This window comes from Micromonospora sp. NPDC050795, from assembly GCF_044456785.1.
Taxonomy (GTDB): Bacteria; Actinomycetota; Actinomycetes; order Mycobacteriales; family Micromonosporaceae; genus Micromonospora.
This window is the reverse complement of sequence record NZ_JBITGE010000010.1, coordinates 164,775-191,670: the sequence shown is the minus strand read 5'-3', so window position 1 is coordinate 191,670 and position 26,896 is coordinate 164,775. Positions and strand designations below refer to the sequence as shown.

The following is a 26,896-nucleotide window of genomic DNA, read 5'->3' as shown; positions in this document are numbered from 1 at the left end:
CGCCGCGTCAGTCGAGGCGGATGCTTGCCAGTGCCAGTCGTTGGAGTGGCTCGGTCTCGTTCCACTGGCTGTCCTGCGTGATCCAGGACAGGCTGTAAGCGCGGGTCCCGCTCTCGTTGATCAGCAGCCGGCGGGCGTGCAGCCGCCTGCCGTCGGCCTGGTCGCAGGTGTACTCCCACTCCGCCGCGCCGCCCGGGCGGATGACCGGCCCAATACTGATCCTCTGGTAGCCGGCCAGCGTCCCGGTGGTCAAGACGTCGCGCTCGGCGGCCTCCCACCGCTTCGACGGTACGGGGGAAGCTGTCGCGGCGGGGTCGACGGCGATGGCCCGCACCTCGGCGGGATCGCGGAAGCACACCAGTGCACCCTCGGTGTGCCGGCTCCATCCCTCGGGCACCGCCAGCAGAAATCCGGCGGGGTCCTGGTGCCACGCCCACCCGTTCGGCAGGGCGTACGGCAGCGGTGCGCCAGGCGCCCGCAGAGGCTCGGCCTCGCTGGAGTCGACGTCCTCCAGGCAGGGGTGGGCCGGCGGTGCCGGCGCGGTCGATTCCACCACGCCGGCGGCCGCACCGCCTGGTTCGGTCGCCGAAAGGCTGTCCTGGCCGCGCCAGCCGCCGACCACGGCACCGGTTGCCGTGACGACGACGGCCGTGACCGCCAGCAGGCCCACCACGGCGCCGGCGAACGCCCAGCCGGTCGTCCGATCGCGGGAGGTGGGTGTCACGACCGGAATGACCATTGTGGTGATCGCGTCCGCGGCGGGCGCCGTCGTCGGCGTGACGGCCCGGGTCCGCCGGCGTGACCTGGCGCGCACACGCGGCCAACGGCCCGCCCGCGCCACCTGCGCGGGCGTCGCGGCCACCTGCTCCAGCTGGTCGCGGGCCTCCTGCGCGGAGAGGCGTTGGCGGGGGTTGCGCAGCAGGAGACCGGTGATCGCGGGTTCGAGCGGCAGGACGGTCATCCGGTCCGGCGCCTCGGTGGCCAGAGCGGCAAGCATGGCCAGGGTCGATGGCCGGCTCCATGGCGGACGGCCCTCCGCAGCCAGGTAGAGCGTCGCGCCGAGGGCCCACAGGTCGGTCGCGGGGGTGGCCCTACCGTCGCGGGCACGCTCCGGTGCGGTGTACTGGACCGTCGACAGGCTCCCCGCGGTGACGGTCGCGGGATTCCGGGAGTCGAAGATCGACAGACCGAACCCACCGAGCATGACCCGCCCGTCGTCGGCGAACAGCACGTTCTGCGGCCGGACCTCCCGATGCGTCACTCCCCTCGCGTGGGCGGCACTCAGTGCCGCGATCAGGTGCAGGCCGACCCGCGCCACCTCGGCCGGCGCCAGCGGACCGTCGCTGACAACCACCTCGGACAGGGACCGGGAGGGCACGTGCTCCATGACGAGCCACAGATATCCGTCGGTGCTCAGCACGTCCCACATCGCGACCACGCCGGGATGATCCAGGCCGGCCAGGCCGCGTACCTCCGCGAGCGTTCTGTCCCGCAGCCGGGACCGCTCCGCGTCGCTCACCCAACCCGGGAGGGTGATCTGCTTGAGAGCGACGTGCCGATCAAGCACCTCGTCGCGTGCCAGCCAGACGCGCCCCGAGGTCGCGGTGTCCCCGATCAGCAGAAGCCTGCGGTACCGGCCGGCGAGCAACTCGTCATCCATGCGGGTGATTCGGAGCGGTCCCCCGTCCGGATGGGTGGGGTGCCTCAGCTCAGCGCCACCGTACCCACGATCTGAGTGGGGGCGACGGAACCACCGACGGGCTCGTTGGACACCCCGAACGTGCCCGCCTCGGCGACCGGGCCGATGACAGTGGTCGACGCCCTGTCCCCCTCGGCGAGCTGTCCCACCTTGCGGGGCTCACTTCCCCGGATGAGCCACAGCTCATAGATCCGCCCGGCACCGGGCGCGGGCAGGTCGCGCAGCAGCACCACACCGCGGTCGCGGACACGGGAGACCACCACCGTGGCGGCACCACCGGGCGGCAGCGACCGCTCGAACACCCGGGCGTCCGGGGCGTCCAGGACGGCGGCGATCTGCCGGGCCTGGACGCTGCTGGCCTGCTCGTCGCTGATCCGATCGTTGCTGACGGTCCAGGTGACCGCGCTCGCGCCACCGGCGACGAGGACGGCTGCGGCGGCGGCCACCGTGAGCTGTCGCCACCTGCCTGTCTGCCGTCCGCCGCTGGCACCCACGGACCTGACGCGCAGTTGCGGGGTCCGGGCCGCCTGAGCGAGGGTCCGCTCCCGCAGACCCGGCGGCGTCGCCTCGATGACGGCGTCGTCGGCGAGGCGCGCACCGGTCTCCCGCAACTCGGCCACCTCGACGCGGCACGGCTCGCACTCGGCCAGGTGCCGCTCGAAAGCAGCCCGCTCAACGTCGTCGACCGCGTCCAGGACATACGCACCAGCGAGGGTGTGAACATCGGCGCTCATGCCCGTCCCTCCATCTCGATGCCCAGGCAGTCGCGCATCCGGATGAGTCCGTCGCGCATCCGCGTCTTCACCGTCGGCAGCGGCGTCTGCAACTTCTCGGCGACCTCTCGGTAGGTGTGACCGCCGTAGTAGGCCAGGGTCACCGACTCCCGCTGCACCGGCGTCAACCGGCCCAGGCACCGGCGGACCTGCTCCCGCTCCAACCGGGCGCTGACATCCTCGACCACCTCGTCGTAGGGGACGTGTGTCTCGGTCGCGGCGACCCGAAGAGCACGGTCGGTGTGGGCCTGTTCGGAGCGCACCCGGTCCACCGCGCGGCGGTGCGCCATGGTCAGGATCCACGCCGAGGCGGAACCCCGGCCGGCGTCGAAGCGGCCGGCGGTGCGCCACACCTCGACCATCACCTCCTGCGTCACCTCCTCCGCCTGCGCCGGATCGCGGACGACCCGCCGGGCCAGCCCGAGGACCCTGCCCGCCACGGCGTCGTACAGCATGGCGAACGCCGCCTCGTCGCCCCGCGCCACCCGCGTCAGCAACTCGTCGGCGTTCGGTGGGGTCGCGGTGTCCGGCGGCACCGCTCGCAACCGCCGCCCCTGTTCCGGGTCGCCGCTCATTCTCGGCATGTCCTCTCCCTGTGCTGTCGACGGCTCGGTGTGCCGCCGCACTCGTGTCTAGGCGGGACGAGCGTGGGCGAGGCGCGCGTAGACGATGACATTGTCGCGGTAATGCTGGGTGGTGTCGTCGAACTCGCCGCCGCAGGTGATCAGGCGTAACGCCGCGTGGTCGGTCGCCCCGTACACCTCGGCGGTGGGGAAGCGATCCTTCGGATGCTGCTCGACCCTGGTGACGGTGAACATCGCGGTGCTGCCATCCTGGCGGTCGACGGTGATCCCGGCGCCGACAGGCAGCTTGCCCAGGTCGAAGAACGTCCCGCGACGGCCCTTCCAGTTGACGTGCCCGGCCAGCACGGCCGGGCCGAGAGCGCCGGGCGTCGGCGCCTTGGTGAACCAGCCCACATCGGTGGCGCTGTCCGGAACCTGCATCGCACCGTCCGACTGCAGACCGAGCGCGACGATGGCGGCGGTGGCCTTCAGCGACGGGATCGACACCCGCGTCGGCGGTGAACCGGCCATCAGGGGTCCCGAGGTCAACTCGCCCGGCCCGCTCGCCGGGACAGGCGACGCGTTCGCGGCTGGTGCCGCAGCGGACCTGTCGGGTCCGGGTGGGTCGCCGCCCCGCTTGGCGACTGCGACGCCGATCGTCAGGACCGCCGTCACGGTGAGGATGCCGGCCGCCGCCAGGAGCGCGTGACGCCCCCGGCGACGGCCGGCCGGCGCTGGTGCGCCACCGGTGTCCATCATGATCGCCGTCGGCTCAGCGCTCGCCGGCGAGCCGGCGACGCGCGACGACCGCACCGGCGGCGCCGAGCAACGCGAGACCACCCACGGCGTAGATCATCATCGGCGATCCGCCGGAGGTGCTGCCATCTCCGGTGGCGACACCTCCCGCGGGTACGGAGCCAGCGGCGGCACCGCTGACCATCCCGCAGGTGGCGGGGTCGGTGGCCTCGGCGGGGATGCCGTTGACGCCGACGGACTTGGCGAACGTCGACTCGCCGAGCGCTTCCATGTCGTACTTGCCGTTCTTGTTGGCGTCGATGCCGTGCTGCACGAGGTGCAGGTCCTTCAGGTGCGCGATGGTGCCCTGGGGCAGGTCCCCGGCGGGGATGGTGCGCTCGTAACTGAGGTTGCCCTTCGCGTCGGCGGTCGGCATCCGATCCACCGCCAGGCCGCTGGCCTTGGTCGTGTCCCCCGTGGTGGTCAACGAGATGAAGATGTCCCCGTACATCTTGAGGCCCTCCTCGGTGCTGACGAAGCCGTTGCCGTTGGCGTCGGCGGACTTGTCCGGGCAGTGGAAGTCCATGCCGTTCGCCGCGCCGTGCACGTGCTGGGCGTGCGGCGAGTTCGGCGTCATGCCCTTCGACCGGATCATGACCTTCAGGTCACCGCCGCTCGTGGCGGTCAACGTGGCGGTTCCGGTGGCACCGGTCTCGTTGAGGTCCTGCAACTGGACCTGCACGCTCTCGTCGGCGTGCGCGACCCCCGGAAACGCGAGGACCAGGGCGGCTGCGGGCACGGTAAGCAGAGCTCGGGACAATCTCACAACAAATCTCCGTCTCCGCCTGGGTACGGCGTCGATGCTCAGGTGCTGTCGTGAGGGATTCGTCGCCTCCGGTCCACCGGATTGGTCCCGGCCCGGATTCTTTTTCCGGCCCGGACGACGAACCGTCGGACGCACCAGTTCAGGTGATGGTCACTGTCGTGCTGTGCCAGCCGGTCGCGCCGTCCGGGAAGGGCGCGGCCCGTTGATCGGTCTGGGTCGCGCCGGTGGAATCGGTGGCCCGTACGCGCAGGGTGTGACTGCCGGGGCTGGCGTCCCAGCGGTAGGTCTACTGCCGCCACAGGTCCGCTGAGGGGCCGTCGGCGAGGCGGGCCTGCCGCCACGGCCCGTCGTCGATCTGCACCTCGACGGCGGTGATCCCGCGGCGTTGCGCCCAGGCGACACCGGCGATCATGACGGGGCCGGCGCGCCGTTGGGCGAAGGGTTTCGGGGTGTCGATGCGGGATGCGGTCTTCACGGGCGCCTCGGCGGCCCACCCGCGCTGTACCCAGTAGGGATCGAACGCGTCGAAGGTGGTCACCTGCATGGAGGTGAGCCACTTGCAGGCACCGACATAGCCGTAGAGGCCGGGAACGAGCATGCGGACGGGAAAGCCGTGCTCCAGGGGCAGGGGCTCGCCGTTCATGGCCACGGCCAACAGCGCGTCGCGACCGTCGAGGATCGCCTGGAGCGGCGTGCCGATGGTCATGCCCTCCACGGAACGGCTGACGAGCTGATCCTGCCCGGCGCGGATGCCGGCCTCGCGGAGCAGCGGCGCCAGGGGGATCCCCGTCCAACGGGCGGTGCCGATGTAGGGGCCGCCGACCTCGTTGGAGACGCAGTTGAGGGTGATGTCGCGCTCCACCACACCGCGGGCGAGGAGGTCGTCGAATGTCCAGGTACGGGGCCGATCGACCGCTCCACCCAGGGTCAGCCGCCAGGTTGCCGCGTCGACCTGCGGGACGGTGAGGGCGGTGTCGACCCGGTAGAAGTCCCGGTTGGGGGTGAGGAACGCCGAGACGCCGTCCACGCCAGCGGAGACGCCGCCGGGCAGCGGCGGCGCGGGTTGCGTCGGCGGCGGTAGGCGAACGGCCGCGCGGGAACGGGCGCCTACGGCTCTGCCGCGACCGACAGTCTGGCCGAGGGTCGCCGTGGCGCCGGCGGTGAGCGCTGCTCCCGCCGCCGTGGCCAGAAACTGGCGGCGGTTGAGCAGCCGCGGGCGACCCGAACCAGGAACCGGGAGCGTCCGAGCGGCGTGTGCCACCACCAGCATCGCGGCCATCCCGATGCCGGCCCCCGCCAGTACCGGCAGCACGTCCACGAGTGTCGCCGTCGGGCGGGACAGGGCGGCGGCGACACCGACGGCAGCGAACGCGGCAAGGCCCGCCAGACCGTAACGGCGTCGTCGTAACGTCGCCACGCCGAGCAGGACCGCGCTCAGCGCCAGCACTGCGTAGACGCCGGCGAGGAGAGCGACCTTGTCGTTGGTGCCGAAGGTGCGGATGGCGAATGCCTTGACCGGTTGCGGTGCCAGATCCACAGCGGCACCACCGACTGTCAGCACCGGGTCGGCGGCCGGATCGACCAGCGCCGCGACGAGGTGGGCCACGCCGAGGGCGACCCCGGCGCTCAGCACGCCGACGACGAGGCCGCGGATGGCTGTCATGCTTCGGGACGGCCCCGGCCGGCGGTTTGCCGGCCGGGGCTCGACGGAGGTGGACACCCTCAGCTCTTGGGCATCAGGACGCTGTCAACGATGTACACGGTGGCGTTGGCCGTCGAGACGTTCCCACAGACCACCATCGAGGTGCCGTTGACGGTGAACGACGTGCCACTACCGGTCACCGTGACGTCGTCACCCTGCAGCGTCTTGTGGGTGCCGGCCAGGGTGTCCGGGGACAACTGGGTCGGCACCACGTGGTAGGTGAGGATCTTCTTCAGCATGGCGTCGTCGGCCAGGACCTTGTCCAGGTCGGCCTTCGGGATCTTGGCGAACGCGTCGTTGGTCGGCGCGAACACCGTCACGCCCTGCGCGCCGTTGAGCGAGTCCACCAGGTTGGCCTGCTTCACCGCCGTGACCAGCGTCGACAACAGTGGGTTACCGGACGCGGCGGTGGCCACCGGCACCTTCGCCATCGCCTCGAAACTTCCCGGGTTGGACGAATCGGTCGGCACGGCCGCGCACCCCGAGCCGAACTGACCCGACATCATCATCGACGGCGAAGCCGAGGCCATCGGCGCGCTGGCCGACGTACTCGGCGTGCCGCTGGCGGTGTCCTCGCCGTCGGTTCCGCCGCAGGCGGACAGGGCCAGCACGGCCATCACGCCGACCGTGGCAAACAGGCGCCGCTTCATACGAACTCCTCAGATGCTTGTACTCGATTGCTGCTGTCATGAGGCATTCGAGGCCGACCCGCGGACGGATGGGTACAAGATCGGGAATTGTGTGCTGCCGGCGATGACAAGCGCCTCCGGGCAGGTCGACCGACCCACTGTCGGCCTGAGCGGACCCGGGGCCTACCCCTGCGGCAGCCCCTCGTGCGCAGTGGCGGCGCGCAGCTCCTTGAGCACGTACGTGGCGGCCTTCTCGACGACGCGGATGCCCTCCTTCTGGCTCACGTGATGGTCGGAGAGCACGGCGATCAGCCAGTCATGATCGGCCTCGACGATCCGCCCGATGCTGTTGACCAGCCAGCGGCCCCCGTCGACATCAGCGGTGTCCCAGCCGTTCTTGACGTACTCGGAACGACCGCCCGGCGCCCGCGCGGCGGTGACCCCCCACCGCTGCTCGGGGATCACCTTCGTCATGAGACCCATGATGAAGGTACGGTCCTGCGGGGTCAGCGGTCCCGTCGGCGACGTCAACGCGGTCAGCAGACGAAGCTGGTCGCCGACCGTGGTCGTGGTGAGTCCCCAGTGCGAGTTGGGCTTCGTCTCACGCAGGCCGAGCTCGCGGTTCGCCGCGTTGAGGCCGCGCGAGCCCTCGATCCGCTGCCACAGGGCCACCGCCGCATCGTTGTCACTGGACACGATCATGGCCTCGGCCAACCGCCGGGTGCCAGAACTCAGGGCCTTGCCCGGCGGGTTCTGGCGCAGCAGGAGAGCCGCGAGGATGTTCACCTTGACGATGCTGGCGGTCTCGAACCGTTTGGCGCCGACCGTCACCGAAGCCGTTCCCTGCCGATCCAGTGCCGCGACCGCCAGGTGGCCGTCGTACCGCTCGACGTAGGCCTTGATGCGTGTTCTCGCCTGGCCGATCCAGTCGATCGCCGGCGTCGTAAGGATCGGGCTGGCCGGGGAGGAACCGTGCGATCGTCCGGCTCCGTCGCCGTCGTGGCCGCGCGTGGCACCGAAGGCGGCCGTCGCAACGCCGGCCAGCGACACGGTGGCCGCGGAGAGGACCCAGCGTCGCGACAGCTGCCGCCCTGTCCGCTCAGCCAAGGCGGGCCACCACCCTCGCCGCGACCGAGTCCACCACGGCCTGACTGCCCGGATCGGGCAGGCGGACCGTCGAGACCGTCTCGCCTCGTCTCACCATCACGAAGTACGTGACGGTGCTCGGGGTGTCCGCGTGCGCGATACGACCTCGAATGAGCATCCCGGCGCCCTCCAGATAACGCGGATCCACAACGTCGAACGAGACCTGCGATCCGAGGACCGGGTAGCTCGCACACCGCAGGAGGACCCGACGGACGTCATCGACGTTCCGCTCGGCCCATCCAGGTTCGTACGTCTCCACGACGTGGTGGGCCGGCGACGAGCCGTCAGACAGCCGGTAGTAGCGCTCCACGGCAGCGCGCCGATGCGACTTGGCCAGGTAGTCGCTGCTCCGGTAGTTGGGGCAGCGGTCCTGCTCCCACGGCCAGGCCGCCAGACCGGTTCGCGCGTCGTCCTCGTGCCAGTCCGCTCCCAGATCGTCCGCCCTCAGCAGCAGACCCGGGGCGCCCCGTTCCGCGTTCACGGTGTGCAGCTCGTCGGAGCCGACACCGGCCTCCCCCCGATGGCACCCTGCGGCCATCACCATCAACGCCGACAGGACCACCGGCACGACCGCGACCGAACCTCGGCCTCTGCCGCCAATCCGGCCTCGGCTCGTCCTGCTGCTCGATACGGACACCGAAAACCTCCCCAAACGCAGATACCTGCCACCACACGTGGCGCTTCGGCCGACGACGCGTGGCGGCACCCTCGTCGCCGCCGCAACACCGACGCGGCGGTTGCCGGCCGACGGTCCGACCTCACCCGGGATCCGCCACACCCCGCCCGCAGACGGGACCCGTCAATGGCGTTCCTCGGCGAACAGCTCGGAACGGGTCTCGCCGAGCAGCTCGCGCAGCCGGTTGAGGGAGCGCATGCTCTGGCTCTTGACGACGGCGATGGAGACGCCCACAACCTCGGCGGTCGCCTCCACGCTCAGGTCGTCCCAGTAACGCAGGACGATGATCGCCCGATCCCGCAACGGCAGGGTGGCGACCGCGTCCAGCAACGTCATGCGCAGCTCAGCCGGATGCTCCTCGCCCCGCTCCGGGGGCACCGACATCGCCAACTCGCGGCTGGAGCGACGTCGCTGCTGGTCGAGCATGCAGCGCAGCAGTATCTTGCGGGCGTACGCGTGGGGATCGTCGGCCCGTCGGACCCGCCTCCAGTTGGCGTACACCTTGGCCAGCGTCGTCTGGGTGAGGTCCTGGGCGAGATGCCAGTCGCGGCACATCAGGAAGGCGGCGTCGCGCAGCCGGCCGGCGGCCGCCTGCGCGAACTCCACGAAGTCCTCGTCAGCCATTCGACCGGGCCAACTTGGGGAACCTCTTGGCGCCGTTGATGACGTACTCGGCCGGCAGTTTCGTCCCCCAGGCCGGGTTGGCGGCGATCTCGATCGCCTCCTTCAGGGAGAGAACGGCCGGTGCCGGAATGGTTCCCTTGGGGTCCCAGACCAGACAGGTAGCGATCATGAGATCGACCTGGAGGCCGGCGTCGTGATGCACGGTGATCATCTGGGTCTGCACGCAGTTGCCGGGCACCTCGGTCAGCTCCACCGTCCCCGGGCGAGGGTCGCCGCCGAGGCGGTCCCGGTAGATGGAGAGCCGCAGCATGCCCGGTCCGTCGCCGCGGTCGAGGTGGAGCTGGACGAACGGCATGCCGGGGCCCGCCCCGCTGCTCACCAGGTTCGCGTAACCGCTGGTCTTCCCCGGGGGCAGCAGCCGGATCAGCAGCTCCAGGGCACCCTGCGGTGTGGTGGTCGCCAGCTCACCGCCCGGCCCCGCCCCGATCCTCACGGTGTCGATCACAGTGGTGAAGGGAGTCGGCTGCACTGACCGAGCGGGGTTCTCTTCGGTGCCCGGCTCGAACCCGCCCGGGGCGCCAGTTGGGGAATCGGTCGGCGACGGCGAGCCGGTGCCGACCGACCCGCCCGGCAGAACCAGGTTCGGCCCGCCGGGCTGACCGGTGTCATCCGCTCCGATGCCGAGCGGACCGGCGGCCAGGCCGATCACGAGCAGCATCGCCAACGCCGAACCTCCGGCGCCGAACTGCGCCAGGCGACGCTGGCGGCGCAGTCGGCGGCCCTGCACCACCGACTGCTCGACCATGTCGCCCAATGGCGGGGCGGGGTGTCGGGCCAGCTCGTCCCTGAAACGCCCACGCACGTCGCCCATGTCCTTGTTCCTCCTCGGCCGACCGCCCGCAGCGGCGATCTGTCATTGACCTGACGGGTTGGTACGCCGATTTGGTTACCGGATTTCGACGGGAATTTTCAGCCACCCGCGTCCGCGGAGCGCAGCGTTCCAGCGCGTGTACGGCCACCTCCGTAGCGTCACGCTCCGCTTGCCAGAAGCGTCGCTACGGGCGGTTCGAGCAGCTGAGGCTGCTGGCGACCCGCGTCACCTGCCGCACTGGCGGCAGTGTCGCCTGAGGCACAATCCGTAGAGCATCCTAGGAGGTTAGGTCGACGCTCTCCGGGGATCCGACCTGTGATTGACCTTCATCGCCTGTCTGGTGCTCGCCGAGGCCGACCGAGGGGACAACCCGGTGGCCGCCTTCCTCTTCGCGCTCGCCGACGGCAGCACGGACACTTCGACGGCGATTCTGCACTGCCTGGGCACCCGAGCGCCCTGGCGACGTAGTGGTCTGGCCACAGCGATGATCTCGCGGGTCCAGCACCGTGCGCACTCGGCCGGCGTCCGACAACTACGACTCAAGGTCACCGACAGCAATCACAGCGCTCTGGCGCTCTACCGGAAACTGGGTTTCGTGGAGTCGGGGCAAGGGTTCGCGGTGCTGATGCGCCAGCTCAACCCCGAGGCCGACGAGCAGCCGTAGGCCCAACTCCCGCTCTGCGCCGGGCACGCAGCAGGTTCGGCGATCCGCCACCGCGGGTGGAGCCCGCCGATGCGGCCGTCCAGCGTGTCGATTTCGGCCTGGTCCACGCGTAACGCGGGTCGACCAGCCGCTGTGCGCGCGGACTCCACCCCTTCCGCCCGGATCCGTAACAGGTCCGAAACTACCGGTTGAAAACTCTGGAATTTTCTGCCAGCCTGAGAGCCATCGACAAGTGTGAACGTTAACAAGATCAGTTAGTGCCGGAGGCGTTCCACGCGACCGTCGGGCCCACCCACCTGCCAGGAGACCACGTCCACCACCGAAAGAGCCGAACGCCGCAACCACTCCCCCACGGGCGATCGGGCCTACCTGCCAGCACTCCTCTATCCGCTGGCCAGGCAGCCCGGACCGACTCGCAGCCGGGCGGACGCCCGACCTGAGCCCCGCCCCCGCTCGGGCGAACTCACCATCGCGTCCGCCGCTGTTCCACCGGGGCCTCCCGCTGGAACAGCGACAGGAATCCCCTACCCCACCACTGGAGGATCAGCATGGTTTCCCGGACCCGTCCCATCGGGCGCACCCGACTACGAACACTCACTCTTTCCGGAACGGCCGCGATAATTCTGGCCCTGGTCGTGTCACTGATGCCCAATCTGGCCCAAGCCGCCGAGACGACCCTCGGTGCCGCCGCAGCCCAGTCCGGCCGGTACTTCGGTGCCGCCGTCGCCGCCAACAAACTCAACGACAGCGCCTACACGACGATCCTGAACCGGGAGTTCAACAGCGTCACTCCCGAGAACGAGATGAAGATCGACGCGACCGAGCCGCAGCAGAACAACTTCACCTTCAGCAACGCGGACCGGATCGTCAACCACGCCATCTCCCGGGGTTGGAAGGTTCGGGGCCACACCCTGGCCTGGCACTCGCAGCAGCCGGGCTGGATGCAGAGCATGGAGGGCACCACGCTCCGCAACGCGATGCTGAACCACATCACCCGGGTCGCCACCTACTACCGGGGCAAGATCTACTCCTGGGACGTGGTGAACGAGGCGTTCGAGGACGGCAACAGCGGTGCCCGTCGCAACTCGAACCTGCAGCGCACCGGCAACGACTGGATCGAGGCGGCGTTCCGCGCCGCGGACGCGGCGGACCCGAACGCGAAGCTCTGCTACAACGACTACAACACCGACAACTGGACCTGGGCCAAGACGCAGGCCGTCTACAACATGGTGCGCGACTTCAAGTCCCGTGGGGTGCCGATCGACTGCGTCGGCTTCCAGTCGCACTTCAACGCCAACTCGCCGTACAACAGCAACTACCGCACCACGCTGTCCAGCTTCGCCGCACTCGGGGTGGACGTGCAGATCACCGAGTTGGACATTGAGGGGTCCGGCACGACGCAGGCCAACACCTACCGCAGTGTGGTCAACGACTGCCTCGCCGTGGCTCGCTGCAACGGGCTCACCGTGTGGGGGGTGCGGGACTGCGACTCGTGGCGCTCCGGCGGCACTCCGCTGCTCTTCGACTGCAGCGGCAACAAGAAGGCCGCCTACACCTCCACGCTGGAGGCCCTGAACAGCGCCGGCCCCGGCACCACCCCCACGCCCACCACGCCGGGCCCCACCCCCACCGTCCCACCGGGCTCGGCCAGTGAGATCGTCGGCACGCAGTCCGGCCGGTGCGTGGACGTGCCCAACGCGGCAACCACCAACGGCACCCGCGTGCAGCTCTATGACTGCAACAAGCAGACCAACCAGGCCTGGACCTACACCTCGGGCAAACAACTCCAGGTGTACGGCACCATGTGTCTCGACGCGGCCGGCACCGGCAACGGCGCGGCGGTGCAGATCTACAGCTGCCACAGCCAGACCAACCAGCAGTGGAACGTCAACTCCAACGGCACCATCAGCAACGTCCAGTCCGGACGATGCCTGGACGTCTGGAGCACCGCCAACGGCGCCCAGATCCAGCTCTACGACTGCCACGGACAGAGCAACCAGCAGTTCCGGCTGGCCTCCCTCGGCGGCGGCACCCAGACGCCCACGCCCACGCCGACCACGACCCCGACGACGCCGCCGCCGACCACCACGTGTGACCTTCCCTCGTCCTACCGCTGGTCGTCGTCGGGTGCGCTGGCGCAGCCGAGGTCGGGTTGGGTGTCGCTGAAGGACTTCACCGTCGCCCCGTACAACGGCCAGCAGCTCGTCTACGCCACCACCCACGACACCGGCACCACGTGGGGCTCGATGAACTTCGGCCTCTTCAGCAACTACTCGCAGATGGGATCGGCCAGCCAGAACGCGATGAACTCGGCGACCGTGGCGCCGTCGCTGTTCTACTTCGCGCCGCGCAACATCTGGGTGCTGGCCTACCAGTGGGGCGGCACGGCGTTCTCCTACCGGACCTCCAGCGACCCGACCAACCCGAACGGGTGGTCGTCGGCGCAGACGCTGTTCACCGGCAGCATCTCCAACTCGAACACCGGCCCGATCGACCAGGCGGTCATCGGTGACGACCAGAACATGTACCTGTTCTTTGCCGGTGACAACGGCCGGATCTACCGGGCCAGCATGCCGATCGGGAACTTCCCCGGCAGCTTCGGCTCGAACTACACGACGATCATGACCGACTCGACGAACAACCTCTTCGAGGCCGTCCAGGTCTACAAGCTCCAGGGCCTGAACAAGTACCTCATGATCGTCGAGGCCATCGGCGCGAACGGGCGCTACTTCCGTTCGTTCACGGCCAGCAGCCTGGGTGGATCGTGGACGCCGCAAGCGACGTCCGAGAGCAACCCGTTCGCCGGCAAGGCCAACAGCGGTGCCACCTGGACCAACGACATCAGCCACGGTGAGCTGCTGCGCACCAACGCCGACCAGACCATGACGGTCGACGCCTGCAACCTGCAACTGCTCTACCAGGGTCGTTCCCCCAGCTCCGGCGGCGACTACGGCCTGCTGCCGTACCGGCCGGGGCTGCTGACCCTGCAGCGCTGACGACCGGACATCACCGGGGGCGGGCAGGCTCGGCACACGACGAGCCCGCCCGCCCCTCGCTCTCCCACCGCCAGGAGGTACCAACAGTGCGAGAACCTGCAGACCACTCCCCGCCCACGGGGAACACCACGGCCGACCGAGTGTCGACCGGCTTGAGGGGCCGACTGTTCAAGCTCGCCGCGGCCGGGATCGCCGCCGCAGTCGGGTTGCTCACCATCACCCTGGCGACCGGGTCGGCGTCGGCCGCAGACAACCCGTACCAGCGGGGCCCGGACCCCACCCGGACCAGCGTCACCGCCGTGAACGGACCCTTCGCCAACACGTCGGTCAGCGTCCCGACCGGGTACGGCTTCAACGGCGGCCGGATCTACTACCCGACCGACACCAGCCAGGGAACCTTCGGAGCAATCGCGATCTCGCCGGGTTACACGGCGTTGTTCTCCGCCGAACTGGCCTGGATGGGGCCGTGGCTGGCGTCCCACGGCTTCGTCGTGATCGGCATCGAGACCAACAGCCGCAACGACTTCGACACGGCCCGAGGCACCCAGTTGCTCGCCGCACTGGACTACCTCACGCAGCAGAGCCCCGTACGCGACCGGGTCGACCCCAACCGGTTGGCGGTCGCCGGTCACTCGATGGGCGGCGGCGGCGCGCTGAGCGCAGCCACGCGACGCCCGTCGTTGAAGGCAGTGGTCGGCATCGCGCCGTACTCGCCGTCGTCGAACCTGGCCAACGACCGGGTCCCCACCATGATCTTCGCCGGTCAGGCGGACACGGTGGTCACCCCGTCCTACGCCACCGGCCTGTACAACAGCCTCCCGGCCACGACGGAGAGCGTCTACCTGGAGGTCGCCGGCGCGGATCATGGCTTCATGGTCGGGCGGTCGAACCCGGTGATGGTCCGAACCATGCTGCCGTTCGTCAAGATGTTCCTCGACAACGACACGCGGTACAGCCAGTTCCTCTGCCCCCTGCTGGACTCCAGCGGCGTGGTCACCTACCGCAGCACCTGCCCGTTGCTACCGTCGACGCCCACCGATCCGCCGACCCCGACCGATCCGCCGACGCCCACCGACCCGCCGACCGTCCCACCCGGCTCCGCCAGTGAGATCGTCGGCACGCAGTCCGGCCGGTGTGTCGACGTACCCAACGCCTCGCGAAACAACGGCACCCGGGTCCAGCTCTACAACTGCAACAAGCAGACCAACCAAGCCTGGACCTACACCTCGGGCAAACAACTCCAGGTGTACGGCACCATGTGTCTCGACTCGGCCGGCACCGGCAACGGCGCGGCGGTGCAGATCTACAGCTGCCACAGCCAGACCAACCAGCAGTGGAACGTCAACTCCAACGGCACCATCAGCAACGTCCAGTCCGGACGATGCCTGGACGTCTGGAGCACCGCCAACGGCGCCCAGATCCAGCTCTACGACTGCCACGGACAAACCAACCAGCAGTTCAGGCTCGCCGCCCTCGCACGTTGATCACGGCTGACTCCGCGCAGCACCTGTTCGAGGGTGTGCGGGTCGACCAGCGGCAGGGCGAGATCCAGCACGCCTGAAACGGGCGGACCCGGCGTCGCGCCGGGTCCGCCCGCATCACGTGCTCAGAGGACGGCGACGCCCTGCCCGAGATACGACGAGCGCGGTGCCGAGGACGACGGCCAGGCCCGAGGGGTGGCTCCGCCGACGTCTCGCGGGTAGTGCGCGCTGAACGGCGGGGTGGGGCTGACGGTCGGAGCCCTCACCTGCGAAGATCGGCGGCGCCTGACACGTGGGTCGCCGAGCCTGCCGGCGCTACCCGCACAAAATTCCGGTGTCGATCCGGTGGGCGGTGGCTAGCGTACGCGGATGAGCATTGTCCCGAGGACCGGGCTGCGGCTGCGCTTCCTCAGCGATCCGGGCGAGTTCCTGGCCGTTGCGGGTGACCACCTGGGCGCCGATCCGGTGGTCAGCACGGTCGTGACCACCATCGCGCACCGGCTGTTGTCGCAACGGGCAGAGGGTATCGCTCAGCCCGACCGTAACTGGTGGCTCGTGGTCACCGACGACTCCGGCGCGGTGGTCGGTGCCGGGATGCGCTCGGCGCCGTATGCCCCCTATCCGCCGTTCCTGCTGCCCATGCCCGACGAGGCGGCCGTTGCGCTCGCCCACGCGTTGCACGATCGCGGGGAGGAGGTCCTCGCGGTCAACGGCGCCCTGCCCGCCGTCGAGCTGTGCGCCGCCGCGCTGGCCCAGCTCGGCGGGGGCGAAGTCCGGGTCAACCAGCACACACGGCTGCACCAGCTCGGCGAGCTGACATCACCGCCACCGGTGCCCGGCAGCTTGGTGACCGCGACCGTGGACGACGCGGGACTGGTCACCGAGTGGCTCGCCGCGTTCGTGGGCGACGCCGACGAGCAGGCGGGCCGCCCGCGTGGTGCCAGCGCGCACGAAGCGCCCGACCACGCGGAGGTGCTGCGTCGGATCCACGCCGGACGGCTGTGGTTCTGGCTCGACGAGACCGGGGAGCCGGTGCACCTCACCGGTGCCAACCCACCGTCGTTCGGGGTGGCCCGCCTTGGCCCGGTGTACACACCGCCGGCCCAACGGGGGCGCGGTTGGGCCAGCAACGCGGTCGCCGAGGTCTCCCGCCGAATCCAGGCAGAGGGTACGCGGGTCTGCCTGTTCACCGACCAGGCCAACCCGACGTCGAACAAGATCTACGCCGCCCTCGGCTACCGGCCGGTCGTCGACATGGCCAACCTGGTCATCGTCTGATGAGCAGCCGGTAGGGGTCCACCGATCAGGTAGTGGTCTGTTTCGCGTAGTGCCCAGGTCGAGCTGGCGGCGGTGTTACCGGCAGCGGGCAGGTTCGTCGTCGCCCGGCTCGACGGAGCGAGGATGACGGCTGCGGACCACACCTTCTACGAGTTCTCCGACGCGCCGCTTCACGCCGGTACGCCTCAGCGAGACGGCTTCGCTGATCGTCGGCCGTAGGAAACGGTTGTCCCGACCAGCAACGCCGCTCCGGCGAAGAAGTAGGTGTTGATGGCGATGCCGGTCCAGAACTCGCCGGTGGAGACGTCCGCCACCCCCATGAAACCACCGCGACGGACACCGCTGACCATCACCAAGTTCTCGGCCATTCCTGGCACACCCCGGATGACGAGCAGCACGCTGCCAAACACCAGTGGGGTCAGAAGTAGCCACCGGGGACGATGTCGCGTCGGCGGGCGGACAGTGGCCAGAACGACGGCTGCTCCGAGGGCCGACATCGAGATGAGCACCACGTTGAAGATCACGTAGGCCCTCATGCCCCACGGTCCGTCACCGGTTGGATCGTGCCCAGGGAGGAACACCAGGATCACGTGGGACACCACAAAAACGATCAACCAAGCCAAGGCGCCGTACGCCCAGCGACGACTACTGAAAGCGGGCATACCAGCACCCTCGCCAAGCCGACAGTGTGACGCCTCCCTCCCTGGGTCGGTTCCACTCCCCCAGGAGAGCGAGGTGCGGGAGCACCGATGCACACACCGGCCAGACGAGGACGTCTCCAATCGCTCGCTGGCCACGACGGCCTGCGGTCCTACCGACTGCCGACGGCCCGGGGCCGGGCTCGCCGCTCGCGCCGCCAGACCAGCACCACCATGGCGACGTTGACGGCGCCGAGGATCAGCAGGGACGCGTCACCGGAGTCGGTGGACCGGTCGATCGCGAAGGCCTCGCCGTCTGCCATCACCGTGTTGACGGTGGTGAACAGGACGTTGTTGGCGACGTGGAAGGCAACCGGTGCCTCGATGCCACGGCTGATGATGGCCATCAGGCCAGTGCTGACCCCGATCACTGTGTAGTAGCCGAACAACCAGGGGTCAGCCGACCCGTGAACCACGGCGAAGCCCAGGCCGGACACGACGAGCCCGGCGACCAGGGCGGGGCGAACCGCACGCACCCAGGACGCGGCGGCGGGCAGCACCGCACTTCGGAACATCAGCTCCTCGCCGACGGCCTGCACCGGGGTGCTCAGCGCGACGATCGCCAGCATGCCGATCGTCGTGCCGGTGACACCGAAGGCGGTCCAGCCCGGGGCGTCGGGCGCGACCAGGGCCACGACACCGATCCCGGCACCCACCAGCAACGCCGCCGCGACCAGGTAGTACGTCAGGCGGCGAGCGTCGAAGGCTCGGGGTGCACTGATCAGGCTGCGCCACGGCACCCTGGCGATCCAGACCAGGAGCAGGATCGCCAGGGCGCCCGCCGTGCCGATGCTGACGTTGACGGCCAGGAACTTCAACGGCGTGAGGGTGGCTGACATCGGGTCGTCGCTGCCCTCGATGACGCCCACGAGCTGGTAGAGCAGAACCTGTAGCACCACCATCGCCAGCGGCGGCACGCCGATGACCACCAGCGGCTTCCACCAGCTCATCCGAAGGTGGGCGCCGAAGGGCCGGGAGCTGTCGACGGCCGGCCCGGAATGCTCCGGCGTCTGGAGGCGCGAGCCTGCCGCATCAGAAGGGCTCGGCCCTGTCCAGGGTTCTGCGGCTCTGGGGCCGTTCATCGGGAGCTCCCTCTCGTCGGTGTGGAGATCCCATTGCAGCGCTCATGGCGCCTCGCCGTCAGTGCCGCCACGTCACCACGTCACAGTGACATTTCCACGGACAGTCGCACCTCACGGTCACGGTCGGCGACGGCGGATGCGCCTACAGCCAGTCGTGTTCGCGGGCGTAGCGGGCCGCTTCGTGGCGGGTCCGGGTCTGGGTCTTGCGCATCGCGTTGGACAGGTAGTTGCGGACGGTGCCCGGAGCCAGGTGGAGCCGAACGGCGATGTCGGCGACCGAGTAGCCCTCGCCGGTGACCCGCAGGACGTCGGCTTCACGCTCGGTGAGGGGGGAGTCCTCGGTGACGGCGAGCACGGACACATCCGGATCGATCCAGCGTTTTCCCGCGTGCAGAGTGGCGATGACCGAGGTGATGTGGGCTGGCTCGGCGGACTTGCTGACGAAGCCTTGGACGCCGAGCTTCAGCGCCTTGCGCAGCACGCCGGGCCGGGCATGCCGGGTCAGCATGAGGATCACCTGCTCCGGTCGCTCGCGGCGGATCTCGGCGACCGCGCCCAGGCCGTCCACGCCCGGCATCTCCAGGTCGATGACCAGCACGTCCGGCTGGTGCCGCAGCGTGGCCGCGATCGCCGTCCGGCCGTCCTGCGCCTCGGCGAGAACGGTGATGTCGCCCTCCATCGGCAGCAGCGCGGCCAGGGCCGTGCGCAGCAGCGCCTCGTCGTCGGCGAGCACGATGGTGGTCATCGGTCGTCCTTCCCGGCAACCGTCGGGGCCGCGTCGGGCCGAACGGGCGGGAAGGTCGCTGCGGTCAGGAACCGCTCGTCCTTCTGTTCCACGGACAGCTCACCTCCGTCGTCCGCGACCCGTTGCCTCAGCGCCGCCAGGCCCCTGAGCTGCGGGGGCGAGGTGGCGGTCACGCCGTCGTTGACGATGGTGATGCCCGACGCGGCGAGCGTGATCTGCACCTGGGTGGCCTGCGCGTGCCGCAGGATGTTCGTGGTCGTCTCCCGCAGCACCTGCCCGAGCAGTTCGCTGGCGCGGGCATCGACCTCGGCCTCCCGGGTCACTCGGACCCGGATGCCGGCGGCCTCGAACAGGTTCTTCGCGTTCTCGATCTCCGCGGTGAGGTTGAGCCGCCGCTGGGCGTAGGCGAGTTCCTTGGTCTGCGCGATGGTCTCGCTGACCAGCGTGTACGTCTCCCGCAGCTCCTTCTCCGCCCGATCGGTGTCGCGCAGCAGCAGCCGCTGGGCCAGGGCGATCTTCAGCTTGACCACGTGCAGGGTGTGGCCCTGGATGTCGTGCAGGTCGCTGGCGAACCGCACCCGCTCCCGGACCACCGCCAGTTCCGCCTCGCGTTCCCGCGTCTGTTCGAGCTCCCGGATGAGGTCGTAGAACCGCTCGCCCACGACGGTGAAGACCGTCACGAGGACGGTGAGAGCGGTCGGGATGAGAACGTAGGTGACCAGGACGCCCACGATGTCGTCCCGCTGCACCAGCAGCCGTGCCACGCCGACGACGGCGACGTAGGCGAACAGCCCGGCCATTGTCAGAGCCCGGTGCCGTCGCACCTCGCGCAGGGACAGCGAACCCACGGCGCAGACACCCCAGTAGGCGTTGGGGCTGCCGGTCACCAGGACCCCGAGCGGCCAGACCGCCGCCGCCACGACCAAGCAGGGCAGCGCGACCCGGGCGAGGTCGTTTGCCGTCCACCGTTCGAAGGCCACCACGGCCGCCACGGCACCGGGTGCCAGGACGACAACGTGCCACCAGGCGCGCGCATCGGTGTAGAGCAGGATCACCGCGGCGAACACCACCGGCGGCAGTGAGGTCGCGAGGTTGAGCCGGCGCAGCCTGCCCTGCGTCGACTGGGTGAAGCGCGGCGAGCTCGCGGTCACCAGGTCAGTATCCGGCAGCCAGCGGCCGGGACCAGTGACACCACGTCACTTGCGGTGATGACATGGCGCCACTGACAGATCGGCTGCGCCCGCGCTGTCATAGGTGCATGTCCACCACACCTGTCATCGAAGTTGACCGGCTGAACCTCACCTACGGTGATTTCCACGCCGTCAGGGACCTTTCCTTCGAGGTACGACCTGGAGAGCTCTACGCGCTGCTGGGCACCAACGGAGCCGGGAAGACCTCGACCCTGGAGGTCATCGAGGGACACCGCAGGTCCACCTCCGGCACCGTACGTGTCTTCGGGCACCGCCCCGACGACCGCCAGACGGTACGTCCCCGAATGGGCGTCATGCTCCAGGAGAGCGGATTCTCCCCCGACCTCACCGTTCGGGAGTCCGTCGGCCTGATCGGCCGACTCACCGCACGCACCGACGACGTCGACCGGGTACTCGACCTCGTCGACCTCACCAGCCGAGCCCGCCGCAAAGTAGCCCAGCTCTCCGGCGGCGAGAAACGCCGCCTCGACTTCGCCACCGCCGTCTACGGCACCCCGGAACTGATCGTCCTCGATGAACCCACCACCGGCCTGGACATTCAATCCCGCGACGCCGTCTGGGCAACCGTCGACCGGCTCCGCGAAAACGGCGCCACCATCGTGCTCACCACCCACTATTTGGAAGAAGCACAACAGCGCGCCGACCGCATCGGACTGATGCACCACGGCACCCTGCACCGCGAAGGCACCGTCGCCGAACTGACCCGCACCCTGCCCGCCGTCATCCGCTTCACCCTCCCCGCACCGACACCGGCGCTGCCGCTGCAGGCCGCCGTCGACGTGGAGGGGAAGGTCGTGGTCGAGACCTTCGAACTGCAGAACGACCTGCACATCCTGCTCCGGTGGGCGCAGGACCACGCCGTGGAGCTGCAGGGCCTGGAGGCCGGGCCGACCCGCCTCGACGACGTCTTCCGCGCCATCAACAACTGACCCGCCGTCTCGACAGGAGCGCCACCGTGTTTCCCATCGCCGCCAGCGAACTGATCCAGCTCTTCCGCAACCGACTGGTACTGATCACCAGCCTCATCATCCCCGTCGTCGTCAGCGCCTACTTCGTCCGCCAACACGACACCTTCGCCGACCTCGGCAGCCTCGGCTACATCGCCGCGATCATCCTCTTCACCATCACCGCCTTCGGCCTCTACACCACCGCCGTCACCACCCTGGCCTCCCGACGCCAGAACCTCTTCCTCAAACGCCTACGCTCCACCGCCGCAACCGACACCACCATCCTCGCCGGCCTCCTGCTGCCCGTCGTCGTCCTCGCCCTGATCCAGGTCACCGCGATCCTGACCGCCCTCGCCGTGGTCGCCGGCGCACCGGCCAACATCGCCCTTCTCGTGGTCGCGACCATCGCCACCCTGGCCATGATGATCGCCCTGGCGCTGGCCACCGCCGGGCTGACGAACTCACCCGAACACGCCCAGGTCACCACCCTTCCCGTCACCCTCGGGGTGATCGCCGTAGCCAGTTGGGTCGGCATCACCGGCACCGAGAACCTCGCCGGGCTCAAGCGGCTGCTGCCCGGCGGCGCGGCCACCGAGCTGACCATGAACGCCTGGAACGGCGGCGTCGCCGTGACCGACTCCCTGCTCCTGCTCGCGCCCACGCTCGGCTGGGTCGTCGTCTCCGTCGCCCTGGCCACCCGGCTCTTCCGCTGGGAGCCCCGCCGATGACCGCCGAAGCCCGGCCGGGGACGCCGACAGTGGTGGAAGACCTCCTGCTGCTCCTGTTTCAACCCAGGTCCGGAACCATCGCGGGAGAGAACACCCTCTTCTACGTCCTCGGCGGAGCCGTCCTCGCGGACCTCGCCCTCGGCGATCACCTGACCACCGAGGCCCGGGGGCGGGTCAGCAGCGTGGGGGGCCACCCACCATCGGATGACCTCCTGCGCCCTGCGTGGGACTACCTCGCCGAGAAACCGAGAGGGGTGCAGACGGCCCTGGCCGCGGTCGGCCCCGCCCTGCGCAAGCCGGTGTTGGAGCGGCTCATCGCGCGAGGCGACATCGACCAGGAGCCCCGTAAGGTGCTCGGCCTGTTCCGGACGACAGCCCTACGGGAGGGCAGAACCGAACGACGGGCCCGCCTGCTCGCCGACGTCCGGCAGGTCCTCGTGGACGGTGCGCAGCCGCAGGCCCGTGTCGCCGCGCTCGCGGCGCTGCTCTCGGCGAGCGGGACGCTCCCGCAGTTCCACCGCGAGATCCCGTGGACGTCACCGGTCATCACGCGGGCCAAGGAACTCGAGCGTGGCGACTGGGGCGCCGACGCCGCCGCGGCGGCCGTGACCCGCACCGTGACGGCCACCGTCGTCAACAGCGCCGTCGCGGCCATCACCGTGCTGCCGCGAAGTTAGCGCTGCCTGCGCACCATGCCGCCCGAGGGTGGCTGGCGGCCCCCTGATCAGCGCGCTTCCGAGCCTCGATCGGCAACGATGGGCGGCATGGCTCGGCGGATGAGCGCACGACCTACCTGGGGAGGCACTGTGACGCAGCGCTCGCAGCACCAACGGGGACGGTGCCCCGTCTGTAAACGCCTCGTACCCCTCACCGCTGACGGCAGGGTCGCTCGGCACAACGGCACCATTCGTGCCTACGCCCCGCCCGAAGAGTGCCCCGGGGGTGAACAGCGAGCGGACGCCACAGGGTCATGAGCAGACAGCCGGACGATGTCCGGTTCGTCTCACTTCCTGGGATTGGGCGGGTGCGGCCCTTCGGGCGGTTTCCCCCTGGCGAGGACGGCGTCGGAAGCCGCGATGCCGGCGAGGACGACGACGGCGGTGACGGCCACGGCCAGCGGCGGTAGAAGCATCATGAACGGCGAGGCGGCGGCAAGCGCCAGAGCGCCGACGATCCGGGAGTGGGACACCCGGGCGAACACGGCATGCTCCACCAGGGCACGTCCGATCAGGAAGAGCATCGGTCCGCCCAGGACAACGAGGATCCACGCCGCGCTGGTGTGACCGAACGGATGTTCGATCACGATTTCATACCCGACGGCAACAGCGACGATCCCGGCCACCATGAGTACGTGCGCGAGGAAAGCCTCTCGGATGAGATGCGCGGGCTCGGCGGCGGCTCTGATGGCTTCGGGCAACAGTTGGCCCGCCCTGAAAATGTAGACGCGAAACAGGAGCACCGTCGTGATGAATGAAACCGCGAAGGCGGCTGCGGCTCCTCCCTGCCGGAACGAGGTGTCGCTGTAGGCCGATCCGGTCGTCAGAATAAGTTCGCCGAGGGCGATGATGAAGAATTGTCGGTAACGCTCAGAGAGGTATTCGGCCAGGACGGGCCACTGCCGTTGGGTGGGGCGGGACCAGGGCGCGGGATAGAACAGCAGCAGTGCCGTGCCGTCGATGGCGACGGCGAGCGTCCACAACAGGCTGCGGGCCAGATCCGTCACGATCGCGCCGGCGATCCACGGCACGGCCGACAACGTGAACCAGAAGAACACTCCAGCCGCTCGGCGCTGAGCTTCGTGGCCGCGCAGTATCGGCACGATGACCAGGCCACGGATTATGTGGACCGCGACGTACGCACCAGCGAAGGCCAGACTTCTGTCACCGAACGCGTGCGGCACGGCGACTGCCATCACCAGCGCGCCGAGCATGGCGGTGTAGACCAGCACCTGAAGCTGGGGCCGCTGCGGATCGTAGAGGTCGGTGACCCACGCCGTGACGAACCACAGCACCATGAAGACCAGCAGCAACAGCAGGGTCTCGCCAGCCTCGATGAGGACGACTCGCTGCTCGGTGAGCTCCTCGACCAGCCGCTGCGAGACCCGATTGAGCGCAAAGATGAAGACCAGGTCGAAGAAGAGTTCCAGAAGGCTCGGTCGCTGTGGTTGCCCCGGTTTTCGAAGCAGTGCTGCTGCCCTTGTCGACATGGGCCGCCCATTCCTGCCGGCTTCGCCTTCCGGGTAATTGGTACCACGCCGGGCCGGTCGTCGAGTCGATACCCGAAGAATGGCCGGCGAACACGCCCGCCCGGATGTCGACCTCGCGCTACGAAAACGGGATTGCATCGTCCTTCGCGGGGTACGCCCGTTGCGCCACACGGGCGCCCTCGGATCACCCGATCGGGTCGGTGTGAGCCTCGTACACGCCGGGGGGCCGGTACCGGATGGATCAGCGAGACGGGGGCGGGCGCGCTGGGGCTGACGGCCTGGTGGAACTGCGGGTGCACGGGGTGTCCGCCACCGGCCCGGATGACCTGCTGGATCGACCGCACGTGCAGCAGGTGGCGGGTGACCACCGGGGCGGTTTCTACCGGCCGCGACCGGTGGATCACGAGGACCGCGATGCGGGCGCGGTGACGCTCGAGGCCTACCGCTGGAACAACCTGCCCGCTGGCAACGCCGTGCGAACGTTGTCGATGGTGATCCTGCTGCCCTTCATGCTGATCAACCTCGCCATCTGGATGCGTCCGGCCGGAGCCGGCGGCGACCCGGTGATCAAGGCCCTGTGCCGGTTGTTGGCGCTCACCCTGACCTTGATGTACGTGCTGAGCATCGTGGGGGTCGCGCTGGATGTGATCGCGTGGAAGTGCATGTCCTCGCCGGAGTGCCTGGCCGGACGTACCTGGCTCTCCTGGCTCGGGGGGCGTCCTGCCGGACTGCGCCTGGCGGTGCTCGCACTGGCACCCGCTGCGGCCATCAGCCTGGTGTGGGCGCTCAGCGCCCGCCCGGCACTTCCCTCTGACGTCTTCCGCGCGGCCGACCAGCCTCGTGCGGCGGATAGGCTCACCGCCGTCGGCCGGTGGGACAATGAGCCACTGGTGGCACGACTGCGCTCGATTCACGTCGCGGCGGCGTTTGCCGCGCTGGACCTCAGCCTGCTCGGGGCCCGGTCCGCACAGGGTCTGTCGGTCGGCACCGTCGCGCTGTCGGCAGCCGCCGGACTTCTGTTGATCACATGCGCGGTTCTGCTCTGCACCCCACCCCTGACCACGCCCACGGAGTTGCGGCTCGACCGGTTGGTCAGGGCGCTCCGCACGATCGCCCTCGGTCTGACCGTGCTGGTCTGGATCCTCCTTCTGACCAGCTCGGCATCCTGGCCGGAGCGCAACGGGCTGCCCGGCTACAACCTGACCGTCGTCGGGTTGTTCATCGGACAGGCAGTGCTGCTTGCCGCCCTGGGGGTGGTGCTGTTCTGGCATCGGGGTCGAGGCCCGGAGGTCGCGCCCACCCTGGGGTTCGGTGCCCTGGCGACCTCCGTAGCCGCGATCAGTCTGGCGATCACGTTCTCCGCTGAGCTGGTCTATCGGGTGTCCGACGTTCTGAACAGGGGCGCGCCCACCGCCGAGGCGTTGATCACCAGCCCACCGCGTGCCTGCGTCTGGGCGATTCTCGGCTTTTCGCTGGCGGTGCTGGTGACGCTGGCCGTCACCGCCGTGGTGTCGGTGGCGTCACGACCGGGACGGATCCGGGCCGCGTCGGCAATCGTTGCTCGTGACTTCCCGGCCGTGCCGGCCGATGCCACTCCGCGACTGCGGCAGGTGCGCAAGACCGTGGCCCGCGCCCGGTTCACCGAGCGGCTGTTGCCGCTCGCGGTGCTCTACGCCTGCCTCGCCGGGAGCGGTATAGCAGCGGTCGCGCTCGGCCTGCTGCCGACGCCTCCCGGCGAACTGCTCCAGCGCTACGTCGGGTTGCCGGTCAGCTTCGTCAACTTCAGCATCGGTGTCGGCAGCTATCTGATCGCCGCTCTCATCGTCGGCCTGGTCCTCGGTGGAATCTTCGCCCACCGCACCCCGGGTTCCGCCGTTACGTCGGCGTGCTGTGGGACCTGGGCACGTTCTGGCCCAGATCCCCGCACCCGTTCGCGCCACCGTGCTACGCCGAACGTGCCGTTCCCGAACTGACCTGCCGGATCACCCACCTCGTCGACTCCGGCAACGCGGTGGTGCTCACCGGGCACAGCCACGGCTCCGTCCTGCTCGCCGCGACGGTCCAACTGCCGCCGCGGGTCACCGACCGGGTTGGGCTGCTGACCCACGGTTCGCCCCTCCGACGGTTGTACGCCCGCCTCTTTCCCGCGTACGTCAGCGACGAGGTGATCCACGAGATCGCCGACCGGGTGGACTGGCGGTGGGTGAATCTGTGGCGGGACACCGACCCCATCGGGGGTCGCGTCTTCGTGCCGCAGGGCCCCGGCAAGGCCCCAGCGGCGTACGGCCGGGAGGCGACGGTGGACCGACGGCTTCGCGACCCGTACGCCGTCACACCTCCGGCCGGCGACATCTTCCCGCCACCGATCAAGGGACACCGGCCCTGCGAATCAGAGAAGGCGTTCACCGACGCGGTGCGTCACCTGGCCGACCAGCTCCGCTGAGCAGGCGGTCGCGCGCCGGCTGCTCCACGTCGTTCTGCGGGCCCGCCGTCCGGGGCTGCCTGAGGTCTTGCCTGCACTGCGCAGAAGTCGGGCCACGAATAGCGGACAGCCGACACCGGCGCACAATGTAGCCGACTGTGACCATCAGATCACCACGCGCACACTCCTCTCCG

General features: G+C 69.5%; 25 protein-coding genes. 9 read left to right on the top strand and 16 right to left on the bottom strand.

The window, feature by feature from the left end:
* Positions 1-7: 7 nt before the first annotated feature.
* The 11 genes from ACIBEF_RS11880 to ACIBEF_RS11830 all read right to left on the bottom strand — a co-directional run bounded on the left by ACIBEF_RS11880 (position 8) and on the right by ACIBEF_RS11830 (position 10,244).
* A complete protein-coding gene (locus ACIBEF_RS11880; protein ID WP_396793381.1) occupies positions 8-1,660 on the bottom strand; it encodes a serine/threonine-protein kinase in 1,653 nt (550 codons plus the stop codon).
* Positions 1,661-1,704: 44 nt separating this feature from the next.
* Positions 1,705-2,433: an anti-sigma factor domain-containing protein gene (locus ACIBEF_RS11875; RefSeq protein WP_396793379.1), complete on the bottom strand. Its 729-nt coding sequence runs from the start codon at positions 2,431-2,433 to the stop codon at positions 1,705-1,707.
* Positions 2,430-3,047, bottom strand: a complete 618-nt coding sequence (locus tag ACIBEF_RS11870) for a sigma-70 family RNA polymerase sigma factor (protein ID WP_393225141.1) — start codon at positions 3,045-3,047, stop codon at positions 2,430-2,432. Before ACIBEF_RS11870 ends, ACIBEF_RS11875 begins: the two co-directional genes overlap by 4 nt.
* 57 nt (positions 3,048-3,104) lie before the next feature.
* Positions 3,105-3,566, bottom strand: coding sequence for a class F sortase (locus ACIBEF_RS11865; protein WP_396793377.1), 462 nt, complete (start codon positions 3,564-3,566; stop codon positions 3,105-3,107).
* Between the two features lie 241 nt (positions 3,567-3,807).
* Positions 3,808-4,596 carry a hypothetical protein gene (locus tag ACIBEF_RS11860; RefSeq protein ID WP_396793375.1) on the bottom strand — a complete coding sequence of 263 codons (789 nt, stop codon included), beginning with the start codon at positions 4,594-4,596 and terminating at the stop codon, positions 3,808-3,810.
* Positions 4,597-4,882: 286 nt separating this feature from the next.
* Positions 4,883-6,259, bottom strand: a complete 1,377-nt coding sequence (locus ACIBEF_RS11855; RefSeq protein WP_396793373.1) for a molybdopterin-dependent oxidoreductase — start codon at positions 6,257-6,259, stop codon at positions 4,883-4,885.
* Between the two features lie 59 nt (positions 6,260-6,318).
* The gene (locus ACIBEF_RS11850; protein ID WP_396793371.1) at positions 6,319-6,948 is read right to left on the bottom strand and encodes a fasciclin domain-containing protein; all 630 of its coding nucleotides are present in this window, start codon (positions 6,946-6,948) and stop codon (positions 6,319-6,321) included.
* A 162-nt stretch (positions 6,949-7,110) separates the two neighbouring features.
* Positions 7,111-8,034, bottom strand: a complete 924-nt coding sequence (locus ACIBEF_RS11845; protein WP_396793369.1) for a serine hydrolase — start codon at positions 8,032-8,034, stop codon at positions 7,111-7,113.
* A complete protein-coding gene (locus ACIBEF_RS11840; RefSeq protein WP_396793367.1) occupies positions 8,027-8,641 on the bottom strand; it encodes a hypothetical protein in 615 nt (204 codons plus the stop codon). Before ACIBEF_RS11840 ends, ACIBEF_RS11845 begins: the two co-directional genes overlap by 8 nt.
* Before the next feature lie 231 nt (positions 8,642-8,872).
* On the bottom strand, positions 8,873-9,373 hold the full coding sequence (locus ACIBEF_RS11835) for a SigE family RNA polymerase sigma factor (RefSeq protein ID WP_396793365.1): 501 nt from the start codon (positions 9,371-9,373) through the stop codon (positions 8,873-8,875).
* A complete protein-coding gene (locus ACIBEF_RS11830; RefSeq protein WP_396793363.1) occupies positions 9,366-10,244 on the bottom strand; it encodes a hypothetical protein in 879 nt (292 codons plus the stop codon). The genes ACIBEF_RS11835 and ACIBEF_RS11830 overlap by 8 nt, the downstream gene beginning before the upstream one ends.
* A gap of 319 nt (positions 10,245-10,563) precedes the next feature.
* Between ACIBEF_RS11830 and ACIBEF_RS11825 the strand changes: the two genes are divergently transcribed.
* From ACIBEF_RS11825 to ACIBEF_RS11810, 4 genes are all read left to right on the top strand, one after another.
* On the top strand, positions 10,564-10,908 hold the full coding sequence (locus tag ACIBEF_RS11825; protein ID WP_396793361.1) for a GNAT family N-acetyltransferase: 345 nt from the start codon (positions 10,564-10,566) through the stop codon (positions 10,906-10,908).
* Positions 10,909-11,552: 644 nt separating this feature from the next.
* The gene (locus ACIBEF_RS11820) at positions 11,553-13,904 is read left to right on the top strand and encodes a non-reducing end alpha-L-arabinofuranosidase family hydrolase (RefSeq protein ID WP_396793359.1); all 2,352 of its coding nucleotides are present in this window, start codon (positions 11,553-11,555) and stop codon (positions 13,902-13,904) included.
* Between the two features lie 152 nt (positions 13,905-14,056).
* Positions 14,057-15,388 carry a ricin-type beta-trefoil lectin domain protein gene (locus ACIBEF_RS11815; protein WP_396793357.1) on the top strand — a complete coding sequence of 444 codons (1,332 nt, stop codon included), beginning with the start codon at positions 14,057-14,059 and terminating at the stop codon, positions 15,386-15,388.
* 366 nt (positions 15,389-15,754) lie between these two features.
* Positions 15,755-16,663, top strand: coding sequence for a GNAT family N-acetyltransferase (locus ACIBEF_RS11810; RefSeq protein ID WP_396793355.1), 909 nt, complete (start codon positions 15,755-15,757; stop codon positions 16,661-16,663).
* A gap of 185 nt (positions 16,664-16,848) precedes the next feature.
* On the opposite strand, the gene ACIBEF_RS11805 is transcribed toward ACIBEF_RS11810, so the two are convergent.
* From ACIBEF_RS11805 to ACIBEF_RS11790, 4 genes are all read right to left on the bottom strand, one after another.
* Positions 16,849-17,199 (bottom strand): hypothetical protein, encoded by a 351-nt coding sequence (locus ACIBEF_RS11805; RefSeq protein WP_396793353.1) that lies wholly within the window; start codon positions 17,197-17,199, stop codon positions 16,849-16,851.
* Positions 17,200-17,474: 275 nt separating this feature from the next.
* The gene (locus ACIBEF_RS11800; RefSeq protein ID WP_396793351.1) at positions 17,475-18,311 is read right to left on the bottom strand and encodes a CPBP family intramembrane glutamic endopeptidase; all 837 of its coding nucleotides are present in this window, start codon (positions 18,309-18,311) and stop codon (positions 17,475-17,477) included.
* 274 nt (positions 18,312-18,585) lie between these two features.
* The gene (locus tag ACIBEF_RS11795) at positions 18,586-19,188 is read right to left on the bottom strand and encodes a response regulator (RefSeq protein ID WP_396793349.1); all 603 of its coding nucleotides are present in this window, start codon (positions 19,186-19,188) and stop codon (positions 18,586-18,588) included.
* Positions 19,185-20,339 (bottom strand): sensor histidine kinase, encoded by a 1,155-nt coding sequence (locus tag ACIBEF_RS11790; protein ID WP_396793347.1) that lies wholly within the window; start codon positions 20,337-20,339, stop codon positions 19,185-19,187. The genes ACIBEF_RS11795 and ACIBEF_RS11790 overlap by 4 nt, the downstream gene beginning before the upstream one ends.
* 107 nt (positions 20,340-20,446) lie before the next feature.
* Between ACIBEF_RS11790 and ACIBEF_RS11785 the strand changes: the two genes are divergently transcribed.
* The 3 genes from ACIBEF_RS11785 to ACIBEF_RS11775 are packed head-to-tail and all read left to right on the top strand — an operon-like array spanning position 20,447 to position 22,751.
* Complete coding sequence (locus tag ACIBEF_RS11785) at positions 20,447-21,328, top strand: ABC transporter ATP-binding protein (RefSeq protein ID WP_396793345.1); 882 nt, start codon at positions 20,447-20,449, stop codon at positions 21,326-21,328.
* Positions 21,329-21,354: 26 nt separating this feature from the next.
* Positions 21,355-22,074 (top strand): ABC transporter permease, encoded by a 720-nt coding sequence (locus tag ACIBEF_RS11780; protein WP_396793343.1) that lies wholly within the window; start codon positions 21,355-21,357, stop codon positions 22,072-22,074.
* Complete coding sequence (locus ACIBEF_RS11775) at positions 22,071-22,751, top strand: GPP34 family phosphoprotein (protein ID WP_396793341.1); 681 nt, start codon at positions 22,071-22,073, stop codon at positions 22,749-22,751. Before ACIBEF_RS11780 ends, ACIBEF_RS11775 begins: the two co-directional genes overlap by 4 nt.
* Positions 22,752-23,077: 326 nt before the next feature.
* Here ACIBEF_RS11775 and ACIBEF_RS11770 read toward each other — a convergent pair whose 3' ends face one another.
* Positions 23,078-24,280 (bottom strand): low temperature requirement protein A, encoded by a 1,203-nt coding sequence (locus ACIBEF_RS11770; protein ID WP_396793339.1) that lies wholly within the window; start codon positions 24,278-24,280, stop codon positions 23,078-23,080.
* A gap of 236 nt (positions 24,281-24,516) precedes the next feature.
* On the opposite strand from ACIBEF_RS11770, the gene ACIBEF_RS11765 reads away from it, so the two are divergent.
* A complete protein-coding gene (locus ACIBEF_RS11765) occupies positions 24,517-26,253 on the top strand; it encodes a hypothetical protein (protein ID WP_396793337.1) in 1,737 nt (578 codons plus the stop codon).
* The gene (locus ACIBEF_RS11760; protein WP_396793335.1) at positions 26,166-26,723 is read left to right on the top strand and encodes a hypothetical protein; all 558 of its coding nucleotides are present in this window, start codon (positions 26,166-26,168) and stop codon (positions 26,721-26,723) included. The genes ACIBEF_RS11765 and ACIBEF_RS11760 overlap by 88 nt, the downstream gene beginning before the upstream one ends.
* Positions 26,724-26,896: the final 173 nt, after the last annotated feature.